Origin of the sequence: Enterococcus sp. AZ194, assembly GCF_051713825.1 — a bacterium.
GTDB lineage: Bacteria > Bacillota > Bacilli > Lactobacillales > Enterococcaceae > Enterococcus_K.
In genome coordinates, this window is the sequence record NZ_JBIOQR010000001.1 from 2,683,322 (window position 1) to 2,701,604 (window position 18,283).

Genomic DNA, 18,283 nt, shown 5'->3' on the forward strand with positions numbered 1-18,283 from the left:
ACTACCTCCATTAATAAAAATATACCAAACAATATATACATCATAACAAGTTTTCATTCTAAAAAGCAATTCCTTCGCTTAAAAATTGTGAAATTTTTTCAAAATGGTCAAATTCTAGAGGATTGCTTTCATCTCGCGAGTCCTTTGAAAATATGATACACTATGTGAAGGTATCTTCTAATTAGTAGAAGGTAAATTTCACAAGCGGAAAAGAGGATTCCATGATTTTATTACAAGCCAATCAAGTGGCCCGCTATTTTGGTGCAGACACTTTGTTTGAAAATATACAGTTAGAGATAAGTACCGGTTCGCGCACTGCCTTAGTGGGTCGTAATGGAGCGGGTAAATCAACTCTTTTAAAAATGATTGCTGGATTGGAAAGTCCGGATGCCGGAACGATTTCAAAAAATAAAGCCGCAACTTTAGGCTATTTAGCACAGGATACAGGGCTAGCTTCTGAAGAAACCGTCTGGAATGAAATGTTAAAAGCGTTTGATGAGGTACGGCAAATGGAAGCACGTATGAGAGAAGTTGAACTGAGAATCAGTCAGCTACTCCCTGATGCTAGTAATTATGACTCAGTGATGAAAGAGTATGATCGTTTGCAACATGAGTTTGCAGAAAAAAACGGTTACGGCTATGAAAATGAGATTCGTTCAGTTTTGCACGGCTTTCAGTTTGATGCGTCCTTTTATGATAAACAAATTACGACTCTTTCAGGGGGGCAAAAGACCCGTCTAGCTTTGGCAAGAATGCTTTTACAAAAACCCGATATTTTAATCTTGGATGAACCGACCAACCATTTAGATATCACCACATTGGCCTGGTTAGAAAACTATTTACAAAATTATACGGGTGCCTTGTTAATTGTCTCTCATGACCGTTACTTCTTAGATAAAGTAGCCAGTGAGGTTTATGAGTTGAGTCGCAAAAAAATGCGTCGCTATAAAGGAAATTATTCACGATATCTAGAGTTGAAGGCTGAACAATTAACAACAGAATGGAAAGCCTATGAGAAACAGCAGACAGAGATTAACAAGCTGGAAGATTTTGTTGCAAGAAACCTTGTGCGTGCTTCGACAACCAAACGAGCGCAAAGTCGCCGAAAAGCATTAGAAAAAATGGACCGAATGGAACGTCCTCAAGGAGATGAAAAATCTGCGCACTTCCTTTTTGATATCGAGCGCCCTTCAGGAAATGTCGTGTTACAAGTAGAAGATGCAGCGATTGGGTATGATGCACTTCAGATTCTTGCGGAGCCTGTTAACTTAGACGTTCGTCGAAAAGATGCCATCGCCCTAGTTGGACCAAATGGAATTGGCAAGTCAACCCTTTTAAAATCAATTATTGGAAAATTGCCTTTTATTAAAGGGAGTGCGCATCTCGGAACGAATGTCACGATTGGGTATTATGATCAGGGACAAGCAGAACTTCATGGCAATAAAACGGTCTTGGCAGAGCTGTGGGATGAACATCCAACTACTCAAGAAAAAGATATTCGTAGTGTCCTAGGAGGTTTCCTTTTCTCGGGTGATGATGTTGAAAAGACCATTCCTCTATTAAGTGGAGGCGAAAAAGCAAGAGTCGCTTTAGCCAAATTGTCGATGAATAAAGAAAACTTTCTGATTCTTGATGAACCAACTAACCACTTAGATATTGATAATAAAGAAGTCCTTGAAAATACCTTAATTGATTATGAAGGAACTTTGTTGTTTGTTTCCCATGATAGATATTTTATCAACCGTTTAGCGACCAAGGTTATTGAATTATCAGAGACGGGTAGCAAACTGTATTTGGGGGATTATGATTATTACCTAGAGAAGAAAAAAGAGGAAGAAGAAATTGCTGAGCTTCTTGCAAAAAAAGAAGAGGAAAAAGCCCCTTCTACGCCTAAAAACGCGTTCTACCAAAATAAGGAACAACAAAAGTTGGTTCGTAGTCTCACACGAAAAATTACTCAAATTGAGGAAGACATGGCTAAGCTTGATACATTGATTGAAGAGTTAGAAGCTGAAATGGTCAAACCAGAGTTACTTGACAATCATGTTCGTTTAATGGAACTGAATCAAGAGTTGGAAAAGGCGCGTCAACAACAAGAGGAGTTATTAAGTGATTGGGAAAATACCAGTCTTGAATTAGAAGAACTGAATTAACTAGAAAAGCTAAGGATCTTGTGCAGAGATTCTTAGCTTTTCTTTAAGATAGTTAGAAAACTATTAAGGATTCACCTATTCTCACCTATTTCTCTTTTTCTATTGTTAAATTAGACTAGATCTTACTTTACAAGGAGATGATCACATGAGAAAAGTCAATCCACGAAGGCCTTATAAGAAACGAAAAAAGAAAAGTCCGATTATTCTATTGTTTGTCTTATTGCTACTTGTCGGTGGCGTCTGGGCGTTAGCCAATACAGATAACCCCTTATCTATTCACTCATTTCAAACCATATTTCATTCAGAACAAACGCAGCAATCATTCGGAAAACAAGCAAATGATTATTTGAAGAAACAAAAGACAATCGCTCAGACGCAGCCCTATCCCTTGAATCTACAAAAAGATGAGCGTTGGGGAGACACGCCCTATGGTGATGACACACTCGGCGTTAATGGTTGTGCCATTGCTACGTTATCGATGATTTTATCTCGAGAGCAGGGTCGCACCGTTGAGCCGCCAGAGATTCTCGATTGGGCTCAAGATGCTTATTTTGTTGAAGGTGCTGGCACCTCTTGGAATATTTTTGAAGATTTCGCGACACATTACGGCTTACCTTTTAAAAATTTAGGAAGCGATATCAATACAGCTTTGACTTATCTAGAACAAGGAATCCCAGTCGTTGTTTCAGTTTCTCCAGGTGAATTTACGGATACTGGGCATATTATGTTATTGTCAGCTTATAAAGATGGACAGCTGAGCGTTTATGACCCAAATGATACGCCAGAAAAAAATCATTATAAAAAGACGTATGATGTGGACGAGGTTGCTTCACAAGTAATTAACTATTGGGTGTATGCATAGAAGATTACTTAGGGATACTTTGAGTGAACTGTAGTATTTTTGTCACGAGAAAATCAATAGGTCTGAGACAATAAGTAGGGAAAATTCGCCTACTGTCTCAGGCCTATTTTTATTACATATAATGAATAGAAATTGTATGACCGTTTATTTAGCCATTCGTTTTATCAGAGCAACGACGTCTTTCATAGTAAGGTAAATAAGATGATGTCTTAAAATCCTCTTCTAATAAAAGTGACGCAACTTCATCAGTATTTACTAAGGTTTCTTTGTACAAATCAGCGGGGAAATGGTTTGTGTAATAATGTAAACCTTCAATTATTGTGTCCATGTGTCTCCTGCTAAGTTACCTATTTCAATTTTTTTGTTAGTGTTTACTATAATGCTTCATTTATACTTCATAAGCTACTTTGTTAGACTGACACCATTCAATGGCGATTTCCTTAAATTTATTTTCACGAAAATCAAACCATTGTTGTTCAATCCCATAGTCATAAACTTTATCCTTAAAACGTCGAAAAGCTCCTCTGCCCTGTATCGTTTGAGCTAATTTATCTGCGATGATGCCATCTAAGCTCCAAATAAATTCTTCCATAATATTGTACTCATTGATTTCAAACTGTGTGGGTAGAGGAAGAAATCGAGCTGGATTCTCGTCAATCTCATCAGCCGTAATCTCTGAATCAAACGCATCAAAAAAATTATCCGATAAACAAATACTCTCACCAGTATCTAAATCAAGAAAAAAAGTTGTCTCTGTACTCGACATTTCCATTGCTACCAACACAACATCTAATTTGATCATTAACCTTCGCACATCCTTTCAGTTGTCTTTCTTTAATTATAATTCGGGTGGATAGTATTTGTCACATTATTTTATTTTTTACTATCTATTAGTTTGGGGAATCTGCAAGAGATATGATTTTACTTTAATACTGGAAAAGATTGGTTTATCCATTAATAAATCGGAGATAAGAACAGTACTTCCCACAATAATTGATGTTAAAAAGCTGAGGTATTTAACAGATTGCTCTGCTAATCACCTCAGCTTTCTTGTAGTCTTGAGACATCTGACAATAAGTTTTATCTAACCTCACTCATCCTCGTCATCAATAACAAGTAACTCATTTACATGATAAATATTTTCTTTTGCCTCCTGCACTAGATCTCCCTTTGTTTGAGTCAGCTGTCCATTAATAAAACTAACCACCATGGGCATATTCATTCCGGCATATAAATCAAATTGCGCACCAAGCATGAGCTCTTTTGCGACAACATTACATGGCGTTCCGCCCAGCAAATCGGCCATAACAATGTACTCATGCAAGCCTTTTGTTGCTTCTAAAAATTTTTTTCGAAAGTCTTCAGGGCCATCTGACTCAAGGAGTGAAAGGGTCTGAATATCGGGCTGTTCACCCATAATCATCTCTGTACTTCTCTTTAGTTCCTCGCAAAGTGTTCCATGACTGACTAAAATTAATTGTGTGCCCATCATTTATCCCCCAGATAGCTTATTTTGAAATAACACCAAGTGCAGAAAGCGCAACTGATACGAACAATACGATAAAAATAGCTTTTGTCGACGTAATATTTTTTCGTCCTAGTAACCAGTAAACAGCCCCCACAATAGCTGCAGGTAATAAGCGAGGTAAAATCATATCGATACTATTTTGAATGTTTAATGTGACATCACCAATACTTGGCGCCCATGAAAATTTTACATTAACCATCGTTGCAACTAACGCACCAACCATAAAGACACCTAATACCGTCGCAGCATCTGTTAAAGCAGTTAATCGACTTTGCATAGTTGTAACAAGTGATATGCCTTCTTTGTACGCAAACTGGAGCTGTTTCCAACGAAAGACCATAATGGCAATCTGAGCAACAATCCAAATAAATATTCCGGTAGGGTTGCCATTGATGGCCATATTTGCTGCTAAAGCTCCAAATATTGTTGGAACAAGAGAAGCGAAGATAGAATCACCAATTGCGGCAAAAGGGCCCATTAAGCCAACCTTTAATCCAGAAACAGTATCTCTTGCATTAATCCCCTCTTTTTCTTCCATCGCCAAATCGATTCCTGTCACAATCGTATTAAAGAAATTGGACGTATTGAAGAATTGCACGTGTGTTTTCATCATTTCTTTTAATTCAGAGGTATCATCCCCGTAAATTTTTCTTAGCTGTGGCAAAATAGTATATAAATAACCAGACCCTTGCATCCGTTCGTAATTCCAACCTAACTGAAACCCGAATAAGCTTCTACGATTAATCTGAGTAAAGTCTTCCTTTGTTAGTTTGTAATTAGATTTCGTCATCTTCAATTTCCTCCTCATCAGAAACCTGTTGATTCCCACTTGGTGTATGTGGCGTGAACTGTGAATTCTTATAGCTCAATGAAGCCAATGCAAACCCAATTAATGCAATAGCAAGCATTGGTAACGCATTAAATATTCCAGAGAAATCTTTAACTACGCTAGCAACTCCTGTACCTAATAGTTGAATGTTTCCAAAGACAGTTGTTAATAATGCTGTAATGACAAAACCTAGAACAAGATAGGCAAAATGTTTTTTTACTGGCAAATAATGTAATAAAATAGCAAAACCAACTGCTGGTAATACAGCACCGGCAACAGATAAGCCGTCACCTAACCATTTCAAATCTCCGTTCAAGTACGTCACAACCTTTTGAACTAAATCGCCACCAAAAGCAAGAGCTAAAAATACTGGAATCATACGAGATAAGGCCCAAGGAAGTGCACCAAACAGGAAGTTTCGTTCAATGGCTTTGTAATTCATCGTTTCAATATGCGCATCGATTCGGTGAGCAAAGTACGTATTAGCGAAACGACCAAGGATATCCATCTGAATCATCAAGCTAGCTACAGGAACGGCAATGGCTGCAATGGCTTGTTCGGGATCCATCCCAAGTGCAATCGAGAAAGCAGTGGCTAGAACGGTACCTGAATTGGCATCGATTCTTGAGGCTCCGCCGAAGGTACCCACGCCTAAAATCGTTAGTTGCATGCTTCCACCAATCAGTAGGCCTGACGTCACATCACCCATAATAATCCCCGAAATTAATCCTGCAAAAACTGGTGCACTTAATGATGAGTAAATCTGTAATTCATCTAAAATTTGGTACCCTGCATATAAAGTTAATAATAATATCTGCCACCATGCTATACTCATAAGTCATTCCTCCTAATTTTTAAGTAGCGACATAAAGTCTTCCGCACGATCACTTGGAACCATCTGTGCCACTAATTTCACGCCATGTTGATTTAGTTTCTTGAATACGTCTACGTCTTGGTCCACGACATTAATCGATTTTGTAATTGAACGTGTTTCGTCAGTTTGTGACATATTTCCGACATTTACTTCTGTGATAGGAACTCCTAGTTCTACTAACTTCAAAAAACGATCAGGCTTACGAGCGATGATGAGTAGTTTCTGTGAGTCATATTTTCCGGCTAATAGATTCGTGGCCGCTTTTTCAACTGGAAGGACACTCAATTTTACTCCAGCGGGGGTTGCTAGTTTTAAGCCACTTTTTTCAATCGCATTCGTTGCGACCTCATCATCCACCACCATAATTCGAGTAATATTCAGTTTGGTTGTCCAAAGATTTGCTACTTGACCATGAATCAAACGTCCATCAATTCGTGTTGCGATAATACTCATTTTTTCTCCTCCTCATTTAGTAAATTCTTTTTGAAAACGGGCTGTTTTCGCAGCGAAATAGTTGGCTGATAGATTCCTTCTGTTTCAAAAATAATTAGTTCATTTTCCCCTTTATTTAATAATCCATGAGGGATATAAAGAGAAAGCGTGGGTCCTACTTCCCAGAAACGACCAATATTCTTTTGGTTAACAAAAACAACCCCTTTACCAAAGTGACTAACATCCAAAAACGTATCTTTAACCTCCTCTAATCTGAATTGATATTGATAAAAGCTCGGTTGATTTTTTATCCAACTACCTGAAAAATCAATCCCTTCACTGGTTTCAAACGTTAAGGGATAATGCATCCATTCAGTGATAAAATGAATGTCGCACATGACACCTGTCCGAATTCCTTTGCGTTGAGAATCAGCGGTTAGCTTTGCTCCGTAATTGACTCGTCCCATATTTTCAACCAATAAATCTATCTTGTTTAAATCGACTGTTGATGTTACCTGAATTTCTTCTCCGACTTCTCCACAATTCTGACTTTGTGTACAAATTAACTGTCCATCAGCGTAAAAATGGACTCTATCAGATGCATCGATAATTCGATACGTTTCTGTTTCAGCAGCCGGTTTGTGAAGGGTTCGGTAGAAAAGATAACCGGTAGCTTGATGAAGCTGCTCCATTGTTAGTGGATATTTAGAATAGATGGGCGTAACGATTGTATCGATAGTTGAAAACAAACTGACTTTATTGGTTAATGGAATATCGGTCAATTCAATAGCGGATTTGACGAGTGGTGTCATCTGCTGAATCTCAGGATAAAGATCATGAATCATCTCTTTGATTGCTTCATATTTTTTGGTTGGATTGCCTTGCTCATCTAGTGGTGCATCATAATCATAGGAAGTAATCTGTGGGAAATCACGACCCTCTCTGACTGAGCAACCATTCATAAAGCCAAAATTTGTCCCACCATGAAACATGTAAAGATTAAGACTGCCTAGTTTAATAATTTCTTTTATCTCATTGGCGGTTTCTTTTGGGTCTCTGCGAATAATTGGCTCATGCCACCGGTTAAACCAACCATCCCAAAATTCCATACACATCAGAGGCCATTTTTTGTGCTGTTTCTCAAAAAAATTTTTCATGCTTAAAAAGTTTTCTTTTCCTTTTGAGCCAAAATTTCCTGTGATTAAAATATCCTCATCTGGTAAAGTTCCTGCACGTAGAGCGGCTAACCAAGCACCATCTGAAGTGAAAAAGGGTCCGTCGATGCCTCGCTTAAGCATCAGATTATAGAGTGAGTTCAAATATTCCTTATCCTCGCCATAGGAGCCATATTCATTTTCGATTTGAAACATTAAGATATTTCCACCTTGAGACAGCTGATAGGGTCTCAGCTTTTTTAGTAGAACATCGTAATAGGAAGCAACATAGCTCAGAAATATGCTATCACTTGAGCGAATACGTATCCTTGGCTCATTTAATAACCAGGCAGGTAAACCGCCAAATTCCCACTCTGCGCAAATGTAAGGCGATGGACGAACAATTGCGTATAAACCAAGATTTTGTGCAATTTCTAAGAAAGTCGTGATATCGGCCCTCCCCTCGAAGGTAAATTGCCCTTTTTTTTCTTCATGAAAATTCCAGGGAATATAGGTCTCTACCGTATTAAAGCCCAACGCTTTTAAATTATATAATGAGTGGTACCAGTCATCTGGGTGGATACGGAAATAATGAATAGCGCCAGATAAAATTTTAAAAGGCTGTCCATTCAACAGGAAATCATCCTGTATTTCAAAACTTGACATTAAACCTCCCTCCTTTGCAAACGCTGTCAAAACATTCGTTTGAAATGAAACAGCTTCGTATCCGATTAAGCTGTCGTCTGTTCCTCTTTGGTATTTGTGTGCGTCATTTGATAGAATAGGCTGAATCCTGTCAGATGATTTCTACTTTTTCATACCAAGGATGAGCCGTTTTTTCGACCACCTTATTCAAGGAAGTGATGTTTTCTTTCCCTATTTCCCTAAGCCAATTACGTGTCGCCCCTTCTCCTACTTCTACAAAAGGCTGAACTCCGCCACTCCAAGTTGCACGTCCGCATAAAACGCCATTAAAGGTTGAGCCGGCATCATGTGCGAAAACCAAGGTTTCTTTAAATAGCTGTGCGGAAACGCCTGCACTTAAAAAGATAAACGGCAAGTCAGTAGCCTCACTCTGTTCTTTGAAATAGCTAGCTGCCGTTTCTTTCGTATAAACGCTTTCATTAGAAGAAAAGCTTTCAACATAGTTCATATTTACTGGCACTTCAACTTTTAAGACGTCTACCTTATAGTTGGGTTTGGAAAATTCTTTCATCATGTCAATTACTTTATGCGGTTTTATTTGCGCATACTCTTTTGAACCACTATCAGATATAGTTGCATCATATGACACAAGTTCTAAATAAAAAGGAAGGTCTTCTTCCGCGCATTCACTACCAAGTCTTTCCACAAACACTTGCTTATGATGGTTAATCGACTCGGCTTCATCTACGTCATAATACAGTAAAAATTTCACCGCATCTGCCCCTGCCTGTTTTAAGCGTACGACAGACCAATCACTCAACAAATCGGGGAGTCGTCCTGGAGTAGAAGCATCATAGCCTGTCTTTTCATAAGCAAGTAACAGCCCTGAATGTTCATCTCTTACGTGCGCTGCGGGTAAGCCGTATTCTGGATCCAATAAAATTGCAGAGGCATAGGGTGTTAGCTCTTCAGAGACAAGCATTTTAAATTCTTCAATTCTTGAAATAGTCAATGGTTCTAAATGGGTGCCATGTGCCTGCATCTTTATTTGCGCCATCATCTTTCTTAACGCGCCACGTTGGTCGATAGCTAGTGCTTTAATTCGCCCTGTGTTTGTTGACAATAAATCCATCTTTTCTTTCTTTTTCTTGGAAAGCTTTAACATGTTTGACACTCCTATCATTTTGCGTACTGCCTAGTTTTTATATGGATGAATCGTAACGCCTTTTACCACACGATTCACAGTCCCCGTTGCTGAAGGTGTATCCGGAGTATTTTTTACTTTGATTGAAGTTAGAAGGGCAATCAGTTGTGCGACCATAATCTCTGGTAACACAAGATAAGCTTCAGGAAGACAAACAGCTTCTGTCTGAAATGTGAATTGATTTCCAGAAAAGTTGATCGTCCCTTTTTGCCCAATTGCTATGATATTTTGAGCAATTTTATCTTCGTGGACCTCTTCTAAAACATCTAAATCATATTGACGCGTGTAACAATCATTATTTAAGAAACCTAAAACAAGCGTTTTTTTATCAACAAATGATTTTGGTCCATGACGAAACCCCATAGAGGAATCAAAAACAGTAGCTACTTTACCTGCAGTCAGTTCTAAAACTTTCAGTTGCGCCTCTCTAGTGAGACCAGCTAGACTTCCTGAGCCAAGATAAACAATTCGATTAAACTCAGCATCAAGAAACTTTTGAACAGCCGTTTCTCGCTCGATGACCTCTTTGCCTAATTGTACAGCTGCTTCAATATACGTTTTTTTCTTGTCAAAATCAGTTGAATCAAAGGTTAGTAATGCTGTTAAAAGCATACAAGTGAAGCTTCCGGTCATTGCAAAACCTGCATCATTGGATCTTTTTGGCATCAGTAAAAGAAGATGTTTCCCATCATCTGTAGAATTTTTAGCAAGTATTCCTTCACTTGCGCAGGTAATCGTTAAATGGTAAACCGTCTGAATCAGCTGATTCGCTAATTGTACAGCTGCTAAGCTTTCTGGACTGTTTCCACTTCTGGCAAATGACACGAGTAAGGTTGGGCGCTCTATCGTAAAATAATCTTGCGGTGCAGCGACAATATCTGTTGTACCAATGCTTTCAAACGAAAAATCTTTTGTGTTCCCGGCTTGATTAAGATAAGGCACTAACGTATCCCCAATGTATTGTGAGGTTCCCGCCCCTGTAAAAATAACTCGGATAGGCACCTCATTTTCTTGTAGTATCGATGCTAAAAAGGTAGCAATTTCATTGGCCTTCTTTTCAAATGATTGACTAACCTCTTGCCATAACTCTGGTTGTTGTTGAATTTCTCTAGTAGTTATCATTGCCCCTAACTCTTTTAGTTGATTATCGGACTGCTGAAACATTCTTTTTTCCTCCATTCAGTTAATTAATCATTTACTCGAACATGGCTAATTCTATAGCGGAATTGATCGGCTCTTGCAACACTTCGAGTAAACTCAATCAGTTCATTTTTGGTGTTATACGTTTTTCTGACTAAGTGAAGCACTGGAGAGCTTTCCATTAGGTGTAATATCTCTGCATCTTTTCCTGTCACCAAACTGGCGTAAAATTCTTCATCAGCGACACGAATCGTTTGCTCATAATTTTCTTCAAAAAGGGTGTATAATGGTTTGCTTTCTAGTTGCTGAACATCCATTCCTAAGAACATCTTTACAGGAAGGTAGGATCGTTCTAACATCATAGGCTGATTATCAGCTGAACGTAAGCGTTTTAATTTGTAGAGTGCCTCACCTAAAGAAACATTCAGCTGCTCTGCTAAAAACTTATTGGCTTCAATCTTTTCGAATGCCAAAATTTTTGTTTCTGGAATTTTTCCTAGCGACTTCATTTGTTCGGTAAAGCTATACGTCCCAGATAAGTTTGTCGTTTTCTTACTTAAATCGGAAACAAACGTCCCTTTCCCATGTCGCCGATAAATATACCCCATCTTCTCTAATTCTTGTAAAGCAAGGCGAACGGTTGTCCGACTTACCCCATATTGTTCCACTAGCTCCCTTTCAGAAGGCAACATCGTATTTGGACCAAATTCTGTTTCTATTTTTTCTCTTAAGAGATCAACTAATTGATCATAAAGAGGTTGTTTTTTATATGTATCTTTCACGAATCATTACTCCTTTTCAACTGGTTACTACCACGTGACCAATGTATATCTATATTCGTTATTTGTCAATGATTTTATTTTTAAATAAAACGAAGGTTTTGATAAAAACACTTTTGTTGTAAGGTTTATATGTTGTAAAAAAACAAAAAAATCATCTAGTTAAATTACGAACTTGTTATTTTATTTAGATACCAGTTGTGTGATTATTCTCTAATTTTTGAGGTTGGGACAGAAGTGTTTCACTCCGAGAACCAGGTAGGTACTGTTCTACATCTATTTACTTTGTAAATAGTGTTTCACAGCAATTTCAGCTTATTTTTCGAACCTTCAACTCTAACATGTCCCATGCGTAGAAGTTGTTGAGAGCGGAACAACGTGAAGACCTTCAATTCTAGCATGTCTCATGCGTAGAAATTGTTGAGAGCGGAACAACGTGAAGACCTTCAACTCTAGCATGTCTCATGCGTAGAAGTTGTTGAGAGCGGAACAACGTGAAGACCTTCAATTCTAGCATGTCTCATGCGTAGAAATTGTTGAGAGCGGAACAACGTGAAGACCTTCAACTCTAGCATGTCTCATGCGTAGAAGTTGTTGAGAGCGGAACAACGTGAAGACCTTCAACTCTAGCATGTCTCATGCGTAGAAGTTGTTGAGAGCGGAACAACGTGAAGATGGAGTCCCTTCTGTATCGACCTGTTTATTCGGATAAAAAGAGGCTAGGACATAACTTATGAAGTTATGTCCTAGCCTCTAGCCTCTTAGCATTCGAATAAACAGTGGTCCCAGAAAAAACGGCAGCTTCACTCCGTAAATTCACTTCGATCTCATCAATCTCTAAAGGTGAAACACCTTAAGAATTGAAGGACTCCGATCTCATGAATCTCTAAAGATAAACCTTTCTGATATCGTCTCTTTTTATTCCCAAAATTTCCTTTAGAGATTGACTTAAAAAAAATGAGTTTATTTCTTAGGTACAAATCTTTTTCTAAATACAATTATTGCTACACTAAGAACAGTAAGTCCCCCTAAAAGTCCTAGTATAAAGCTTCCTTGTGTACTTTCACCTGTCTTAGGTAGAGATTTTGTTTTGTTTGAAACAGTTGGTCTAGATTGGTTTTCAATCTTGTTACTTCCATCAGGTTTTGTTCCTCTTTCAGAAGTTCCTGATGTATCTGTGTCTCCAGTTCCCCCACTTGTTACTTTTGTATAAATAAATATGATAACCTGTGACTTATCTGAGAACTTGCCATCTGTTATTCCTTTGACTTCTTTAAAAGTGTACCCGCTAATTTTCTTTTGTTCAGTCGCATACGAATCACCGACATTTCCTAGTAAAATAACATCATCAGATAGTTTGTTCCCTTCTGTATCTTGATATTTTACTGTTACCTGCGAAGATTTTACCGTTTCTTTTTGATAAACATAAGTGACGACAACTTCTGTTTCACCTGCGACGCCCTTAGCATTTCCGTCGGTGTGAACAAGTCGATAGCCAGCAATGTCTAACGCTTTCGTTTGATAATCAGTTCCCAGCTTTTGCGATGTAACAACATCCTCCGCGATAGATTTACCATCTAAGTCAACGAATTTTGTCCGAATAGGGGTCATTTTCAGATAAGGGAGAGGAGCGGTTCGTTTTTTGAAATAATACGTTACTTCAACATCTCCATTGTTCACCATATCCTCATCTAAAACTGCAGAAAGAGGGTTGTCATTATTGGTAACTACTTTGACGAATTCATATTCAGAATTTAAGATAGGGTCTCGCAATTGTCCTATTTCATTCATGTGATAAGAATCTCCCACTGTCATACCGAACATGCCATCATCGTCTTGTAACTTTCTGCCAGTATCAATATCTTTAAAGAGTGATAGAACGGCAATTTTTTTATATTTCTTATACAAAAAATCAACATTTCGATCTTCTTTTGTAAATGTACCTTTATCATAACCAAATGTCTGAACTAGCTTATATCCATGAAACTCTTTTTCTTTGTCCCAGTCATAGCTTTCCCCTAACGTACCTGTCTTAGTTTTAGGAGAGGCAATCTGTTCTCCAGTTTCCATATCAAAAAACTTTGCATTTGCTTTCCCTTCAGTCTGTTCTTCTACCTGTTTATAATGATAGTTAACGTCTATTCGTTTCCCACGCCCTTTTGAATTTACTAAATCATATTTTGCCGGTGCGTTTAGCGAGTCTAGACCAAAAGTAAATTGGGTAGTCTCAGCCCAGCCTTCAATAAAAAACTTGTCTGGTTTTATATGTGCACTTGCAGGAATGATTTCTTCGACTACTTGGTTTCCTTCCATGACATCTACAGTTACATAATCAGGAATATCATAAATCATTCCATTATTTATCTCATGAAGATGTGTATACGTACCATCATCATTTTTTGGTGCATCCCAAGATTTCGATTTAAATGTGTCATCTAAGTAGGCTATATTCACACTATTTGGGAACCCTGCATCTCTATAATTTCCACCATTAGAATCAACATAATTGATGTGCACAGAGGCTGAAGTAGGATAATAGTAGATGTTTACCTGCTTATCCTCACTAAATATTCCAGTTAATGCTCCATCAACTCTTTTAACTTTAGAGCTTTGCCAATCTGAATTTATTGTATATCCTTCACCCACAGTACCTGTTAATTCGGTAGTATTATTAACAAATCGATGCTGAGTGAAGTCTGGACTTGTCCATTCAGTGATTTTATTGACAGTGATAGTTATTTCACTTGCTGTCGGGGTGGTTGAAGATTGAGCCTTTTTGTTATCTATCTTCGGATTTTGCCCCTCATTTATAGACTCAGATGTTTTATTAACCGTGCGTTCGCTTGTAGAAACGGTCGTATCTGTTGTACTGGATGTTGTTGAATTAGTAGCTGGTGGTTGTTGTGAGGATGTATCATTTATCTCCTCTTTTGATTGAACATTATCTGAAACGATTTCATTAGTTGATGTACTGCTTGATAATTGGGGATTCATCAAATGGTTAAGTTCCGTGGTGGAATCTCCTGTATTCGTATTTCTTGTTGGTTGATTCAATTCTACTGCTTGAACACTTATCGTCAGAAGATTAGAAAGAATCAAAGCTCCTGAGACTATCATACTAAATCCTTTTTTCATTTATGAACTCTCCTCAAAAATATAAAATTGGTAACATATACCGTCGAAAGTATAGCACTTTTTTTACAATTCCCCTAATAATTCGTTGTATATTTAATCATCGTTTTGTATAGTGTTGTTTTTGAAAAAAGCCTATAAATTAGCTTTTTCGATGATTTTCTTCTTCTAGAAACATATATTATAGTCAAAATATACAAAAATAGTTAGAAAAGTCGAATGAAATAATGGATTTTTATTAGGGAAAATATAAATAATTTTGAAGGTATGGGGAAATAAAAACTAAAGTCATTAGTAGAAATAGTTCGAGAATAAGGAAATGAAAAGTTTGGAAATAAACCGTTTCTTAAGGAATCAAAACTTTTTTATAAATTTTTGCTGTAGTCAGATCCTATACAGACTACTTGTAAAAGATTGCCTAGCAAAGAAACGGAAAAGCAAAAAGAGGTTGGGACAGAAGTGTTTCACTCCGAGAACCGGGTAGATACTGTGCAACATCAACTCATACTTCGTTGTGTTTTACAGCAATAAGAACCTTCAACTCTAGCATGTCCCATGCGTAGAAGTTGTTGAGAGCGGAACGCAGTCCATCAATTCTAAAGGTGTTCCACCTTTAGAAATTGATGGGGCGGAGTGAAGACCTTCAACTCTAGCATGTCTCATGCGTAGAAGTTGTTGAGAGCGGAACAACGTGCAGATGGAGTTGCTTCTATATCCACCGTTTATTCGGATAAAAAGAAGCTGGGACATAAATTTATAAGTCCCAGCCTCAACATGATGGCGGCAAGATTTCAGCTCTTCGTTCATTGATTTAAAGCTATTTCAGTTGGGTTCCATCTTATTTACGATAAATCTTAAATTCTAAGAAGTAATCGTTATAGATGCCTAAGTATTTGGCGCCTAAATCTTCGTAGACTTCCAAGTGTTCGATGGTTTGGTCGTCTGGGTAGAATTGTTTATCTTCTGAAATTTCTTTTGGTAACAGGTCTTTGGCAACCTTGTTTGGGGTTGAGTAGCCAATATATTCGGCATTTTGGGCCGCATTTTCAGGCTCAGACATAAAGTTAATAAAGTCATAGGCACCGGTGATGTTTTTGGCGGTTTTGGGAATGACAATATTATCAAACCATAGATTGGAGCCTTCAGATGGAATCACATAATGAAGGTGTTCGTTTTCTTCGAGCATTTCGGCTGCTTCACCTGAAAAAGTTACGGCTGCTGCACTTTCTTCATTAATCATATACATTTTGATTTCATCTGCGACAATAGCTTTAACATTCGTTGTTAAGCCCGTTAGTTTTTCTGAGGCTTGGTCCAATTCAGTTATTTTCTTACTGTTCAGCGAGTAGCCTAAACTGTTTAATGAAAGCCCCATAACTTCTCTTGCACCATCAATTAACATAACATTGTCCTTTAACTCGGGATGCCATAAATCGTCCCAATGCTGAATATCTTTGGCATCGACGAATTTATCATTATAGATAATCCCCAAGGTTCCCCAAAAATAAGGGATCGAGTATTGATTATTTGGATCGAAATCTAAGTTTAAAAAGCGTTCATCAATATTCTTTAAGTTTGTCAGTTTGGAATGATCAATTGGTAATAAAAGCTTTTCCTTCATCATTTTTTGAATCATGTATTCACTAGGAATCGTGATGTCATAGGCCGTTCCACCCTGTTGAATTTTGGTGAACATAGCTTCGTTTGAGTCAAAAGTTTCATAGTTGACTTTGTAGCCATATTCTTTTTCAAATTTTTTAATCAAATCAGGATCGATATAATCGCCCCAATTATAAATAGTGACAATATCAGCACCAGCCATTCCGCTAGCTTTTTCCAATTGACGTACGGAAACGAAAAGAATCAGAATAATGGCAAGGATTCCTAGAAATAAAGATTGTAGTTTTTTCATTGAATTTTTGCCACCTCTCTTGCACCTCGACGATTTTTTCGAACCTTTCGAGAGGTATTATCTTTACTGATAAAGTAGTAACCCACGACTAAAATCATGGAGAATAAGAAAACTAAAGCACTCAGCGCATTGATTTCCAAACTAATCCCTTGACGAGCACGGGAATAGATTTCAACAGAGAGTGTGGTAAAGCCGTTACCTGTCACAAAGAAGGTAACAGCAAAATCATCTAGTGAATAAGTAAAGGCCATAAAATAGCCTGCAATAATCCCTGGCGATAAAAACGGCAAAATAATATTTTTAACTACCTGGAAATTACTGGCACCTAGATCTCTTGCTGCATCCACCATCGAGTCGTTCATCTCTTGTAGCTTTGGTAAAACCATGAGTACGACAATCGGAATACTAAAGGCGATATGTGAAAGTAATACGCTATTAAAGCCTAAACTAAAACCAATCAGTGTAAAGAAAATTAAGAAACTAGCTCCGATAATGACATCGGGTGAGACAAGCAAAATATTATTGGCACTGAGTAAGGCCGTTCGTGCACGCCGTTTTTTGGTGTAATAAATTCCCATCGCCCCAAACGTCCCAATAATTGTCGCAATTAAAGCCGCGAGAAAGGCTAAGAAAAAGGTATTTAACACGATAATTACGAGACGAGTGTCTTCAAAAACCGCGCGATAGTTTTCCCAAGTAAAGCTGGTGAACTCATTCATAGTGCCACCTTCATTAAACGAGTAAAAAATCAGATAAAAGATCGGTGTATAGAGTAAAAGAAAAACAATAGCCAAATAAAGATGGGACCACTTGAACAGTTTCTTCATTTTGTCCGCCCCCCTTTTCGTTTTTCACCTGTTAGTAACATAACTAGGAACATCGCAATAATTAGAATGACGCCAATGGTTGAACCCATTCCCCAGTTCTGTGTCACTAAGAAATGCTGTTCAATAGCTGTCCCTAGAGTAATCACACGATTGCCCCCGATTAAGCGGGTCAGCATGAATAAAGAAAGGGACGGGATAAAGACTGCTTGAACGCCACTTTTGACTCCGTTTAATGACAAAGGAAAAATGACTCTTCGGAAAGTCTCTAGATTATTTGCGCCTAAATCTCGACTGGCACTGATTAACGAAGGGTTCAACTCCTCGAGTGCATTAAAAATTGGCATAATCATAAAAGGAATCTCGATGTAGGTCGCAACAAATAAGAAACTAAAATCAGTAAATAAAATTTGTTTTGGACCGATACCTAGAAAATCAAAGAAGTGATTGACGCTGCCATGGATACTAAATATTCCGATGAAGGCATAGGCCTTTAACAATAAATTGACCCATGTGGGTAAAATAATCAGCATCAGCCACAGCTGTTTGTGTTTTAACTTCGTTAGAAAATAGGCAGTTGGATAACTAATTAATAACGCAAATAAGGTAATCAAAAAGGCATACCAAACAGAATTAAAGGTCATCCATAAATAAGTTCCTGAAGTAAAATACGTCGCATAGTTGGCTAAAGTAAACTGACCATTCATATCAAAAAATGATTGATAAATAATGAGCAGAACAGGCGCCACGACAAATAGTAAGAGCCATATAAAGTAAGGAACGGAATAAATCCGACGCATTGTTTTCATTTGCCT

General features: G+C 37.8%; 15 protein-coding genes. 2 read left to right on the forward strand and 13 right to left on the reverse strand.

What is annotated here, in order from left to right; all coding sequences use genetic code 11:
- Nucleotides 1-221: 221 nt before the first annotated feature.
- Nucleotides 222-2,153, forward strand: coding sequence for a ribosomal protection-like ABC-F family protein (abc-f, locus tag IGI37_RS12645; RefSeq protein ID WP_438762329.1), 1,932 nt, complete (start codon nt 222-224; stop codon nt 2,151-2,153).
- A 145-nt stretch (nt 2,154-2,298) separates the two neighbouring features.
- The gene (locus IGI37_RS12650) at nt 2,299-3,015 is read left to right on the forward strand and encodes a C39 family peptidase (RefSeq protein ID WP_438762330.1); all 717 of its coding nucleotides are present in this window, start codon (nt 2,299-2,301) and stop codon (nt 3,013-3,015) included.
- Nucleotides 3,016-3,403: 388 nt separating this feature from the next.
- On the opposite strand, the gene IGI37_RS12655 is transcribed toward IGI37_RS12650, so the two are convergent.
- From IGI37_RS12655 to IGI37_RS12715, 13 genes are all read right to left on the reverse strand, one after another.
- Nucleotides 3,404-3,817 (reverse strand): UPF0158 family protein, encoded by a 414-nt coding sequence (locus IGI37_RS12655; RefSeq protein WP_438762331.1) that lies wholly within the window; start codon nt 3,815-3,817, stop codon nt 3,404-3,406.
- Nucleotides 3,818-4,105: 288 nt separating this feature from the next.
- Nucleotides 4,106-4,504, reverse strand: coding sequence for a PTS sugar transporter subunit IIA (locus IGI37_RS12660; protein WP_438762332.1), 399 nt, complete (start codon nt 4,502-4,504; stop codon nt 4,106-4,108).
- A gap of 19 nt (nt 4,505-4,523) precedes the next feature.
- Complete coding sequence (locus IGI37_RS12665) at nt 4,524-5,333, reverse strand: PTS system mannose/fructose/sorbose family transporter subunit IID (RefSeq protein WP_438762333.1); 810 nt, start codon at nt 5,331-5,333, stop codon at nt 4,524-4,526.
- Nucleotides 5,320-6,207 (reverse strand): PTS mannose/fructose/sorbose/N-acetylgalactosamine transporter subunit IIC, encoded by an 888-nt coding sequence (locus IGI37_RS12670; RefSeq protein ID WP_438762334.1) that lies wholly within the window; start codon nt 6,205-6,207, stop codon nt 5,320-5,322. The genes IGI37_RS12665 and IGI37_RS12670 overlap by 14 nt, the downstream gene beginning before the upstream one ends.
- Before the next feature lie 12 nt (nt 6,208-6,219).
- On the reverse strand, nt 6,220-6,699 hold the full coding sequence (locus IGI37_RS12675; RefSeq protein ID WP_438762335.1) for a PTS system mannose/fructose/N-acetylgalactosamine-transporter subunit IIB: 480 nt from the start codon (nt 6,697-6,699) through the stop codon (nt 6,220-6,222).
- A complete protein-coding gene (locus tag IGI37_RS12680) occupies nt 6,696-8,498 on the reverse strand; it encodes a glycoside hydrolase family 35 protein (protein ID WP_438762336.1) in 1,803 nt (600 codons plus the stop codon). Before IGI37_RS12680 ends, IGI37_RS12675 begins: the two co-directional genes overlap by 4 nt.
- A gap of 130 nt (nt 8,499-8,628) precedes the next feature.
- The gene (lacD, locus tag IGI37_RS12685; protein WP_438762337.1) at nt 8,629-9,642 is read right to left on the reverse strand and encodes a tagatose-bisphosphate aldolase; all 1,014 of its coding nucleotides are present in this window, start codon (nt 9,640-9,642) and stop codon (nt 8,629-8,631) included.
- A 30-nt stretch (nt 9,643-9,672) separates the two neighbouring features.
- A complete protein-coding gene (locus IGI37_RS12690) occupies nt 9,673-10,845 on the reverse strand; it encodes an SIS domain-containing protein (protein WP_438762338.1) in 1,173 nt (390 codons plus the stop codon).
- Between the two features lie 23 nt (nt 10,846-10,868).
- Nucleotides 10,869-11,603, reverse strand: a complete 735-nt coding sequence (locus IGI37_RS12695) for a GntR family transcriptional regulator (protein WP_438762339.1) — start codon at nt 11,601-11,603, stop codon at nt 10,869-10,871.
- 960 nt (nt 11,604-12,563) lie between these two features.
- Nucleotides 12,564-14,735 (reverse strand): MucBP domain-containing protein, encoded by a 2,172-nt coding sequence (locus IGI37_RS12700; protein WP_438762340.1) that lies wholly within the window; start codon nt 14,733-14,735, stop codon nt 12,564-12,566.
- 835 nt (nt 14,736-15,570) lie between these two features.
- Nucleotides 15,571-16,644: an ABC transporter substrate-binding protein gene (locus IGI37_RS12705; RefSeq protein WP_438762341.1), complete on the reverse strand. Its 1,074-nt coding sequence runs from the start codon at nt 16,642-16,644 to the stop codon at nt 15,571-15,573.
- The gene (locus IGI37_RS12710) at nt 16,641-17,471 is read right to left on the reverse strand and encodes an ABC transporter permease (RefSeq protein WP_438762342.1); all 831 of its coding nucleotides are present in this window, start codon (nt 17,469-17,471) and stop codon (nt 16,641-16,643) included. Before IGI37_RS12710 ends, IGI37_RS12705 begins: the two co-directional genes overlap by 4 nt.
- Nucleotides 17,468-18,277 carry an ABC transporter permease gene (locus IGI37_RS12715; RefSeq protein WP_438762343.1) on the reverse strand — a complete coding sequence of 270 codons (810 nt, stop codon included), beginning with the start codon at nt 18,275-18,277 and terminating at the stop codon, nt 17,468-17,470. Before IGI37_RS12715 ends, IGI37_RS12710 begins: the two co-directional genes overlap by 4 nt.
- Between the last annotated feature and the right edge of the window lie 6 nt (nt 18,278-18,283).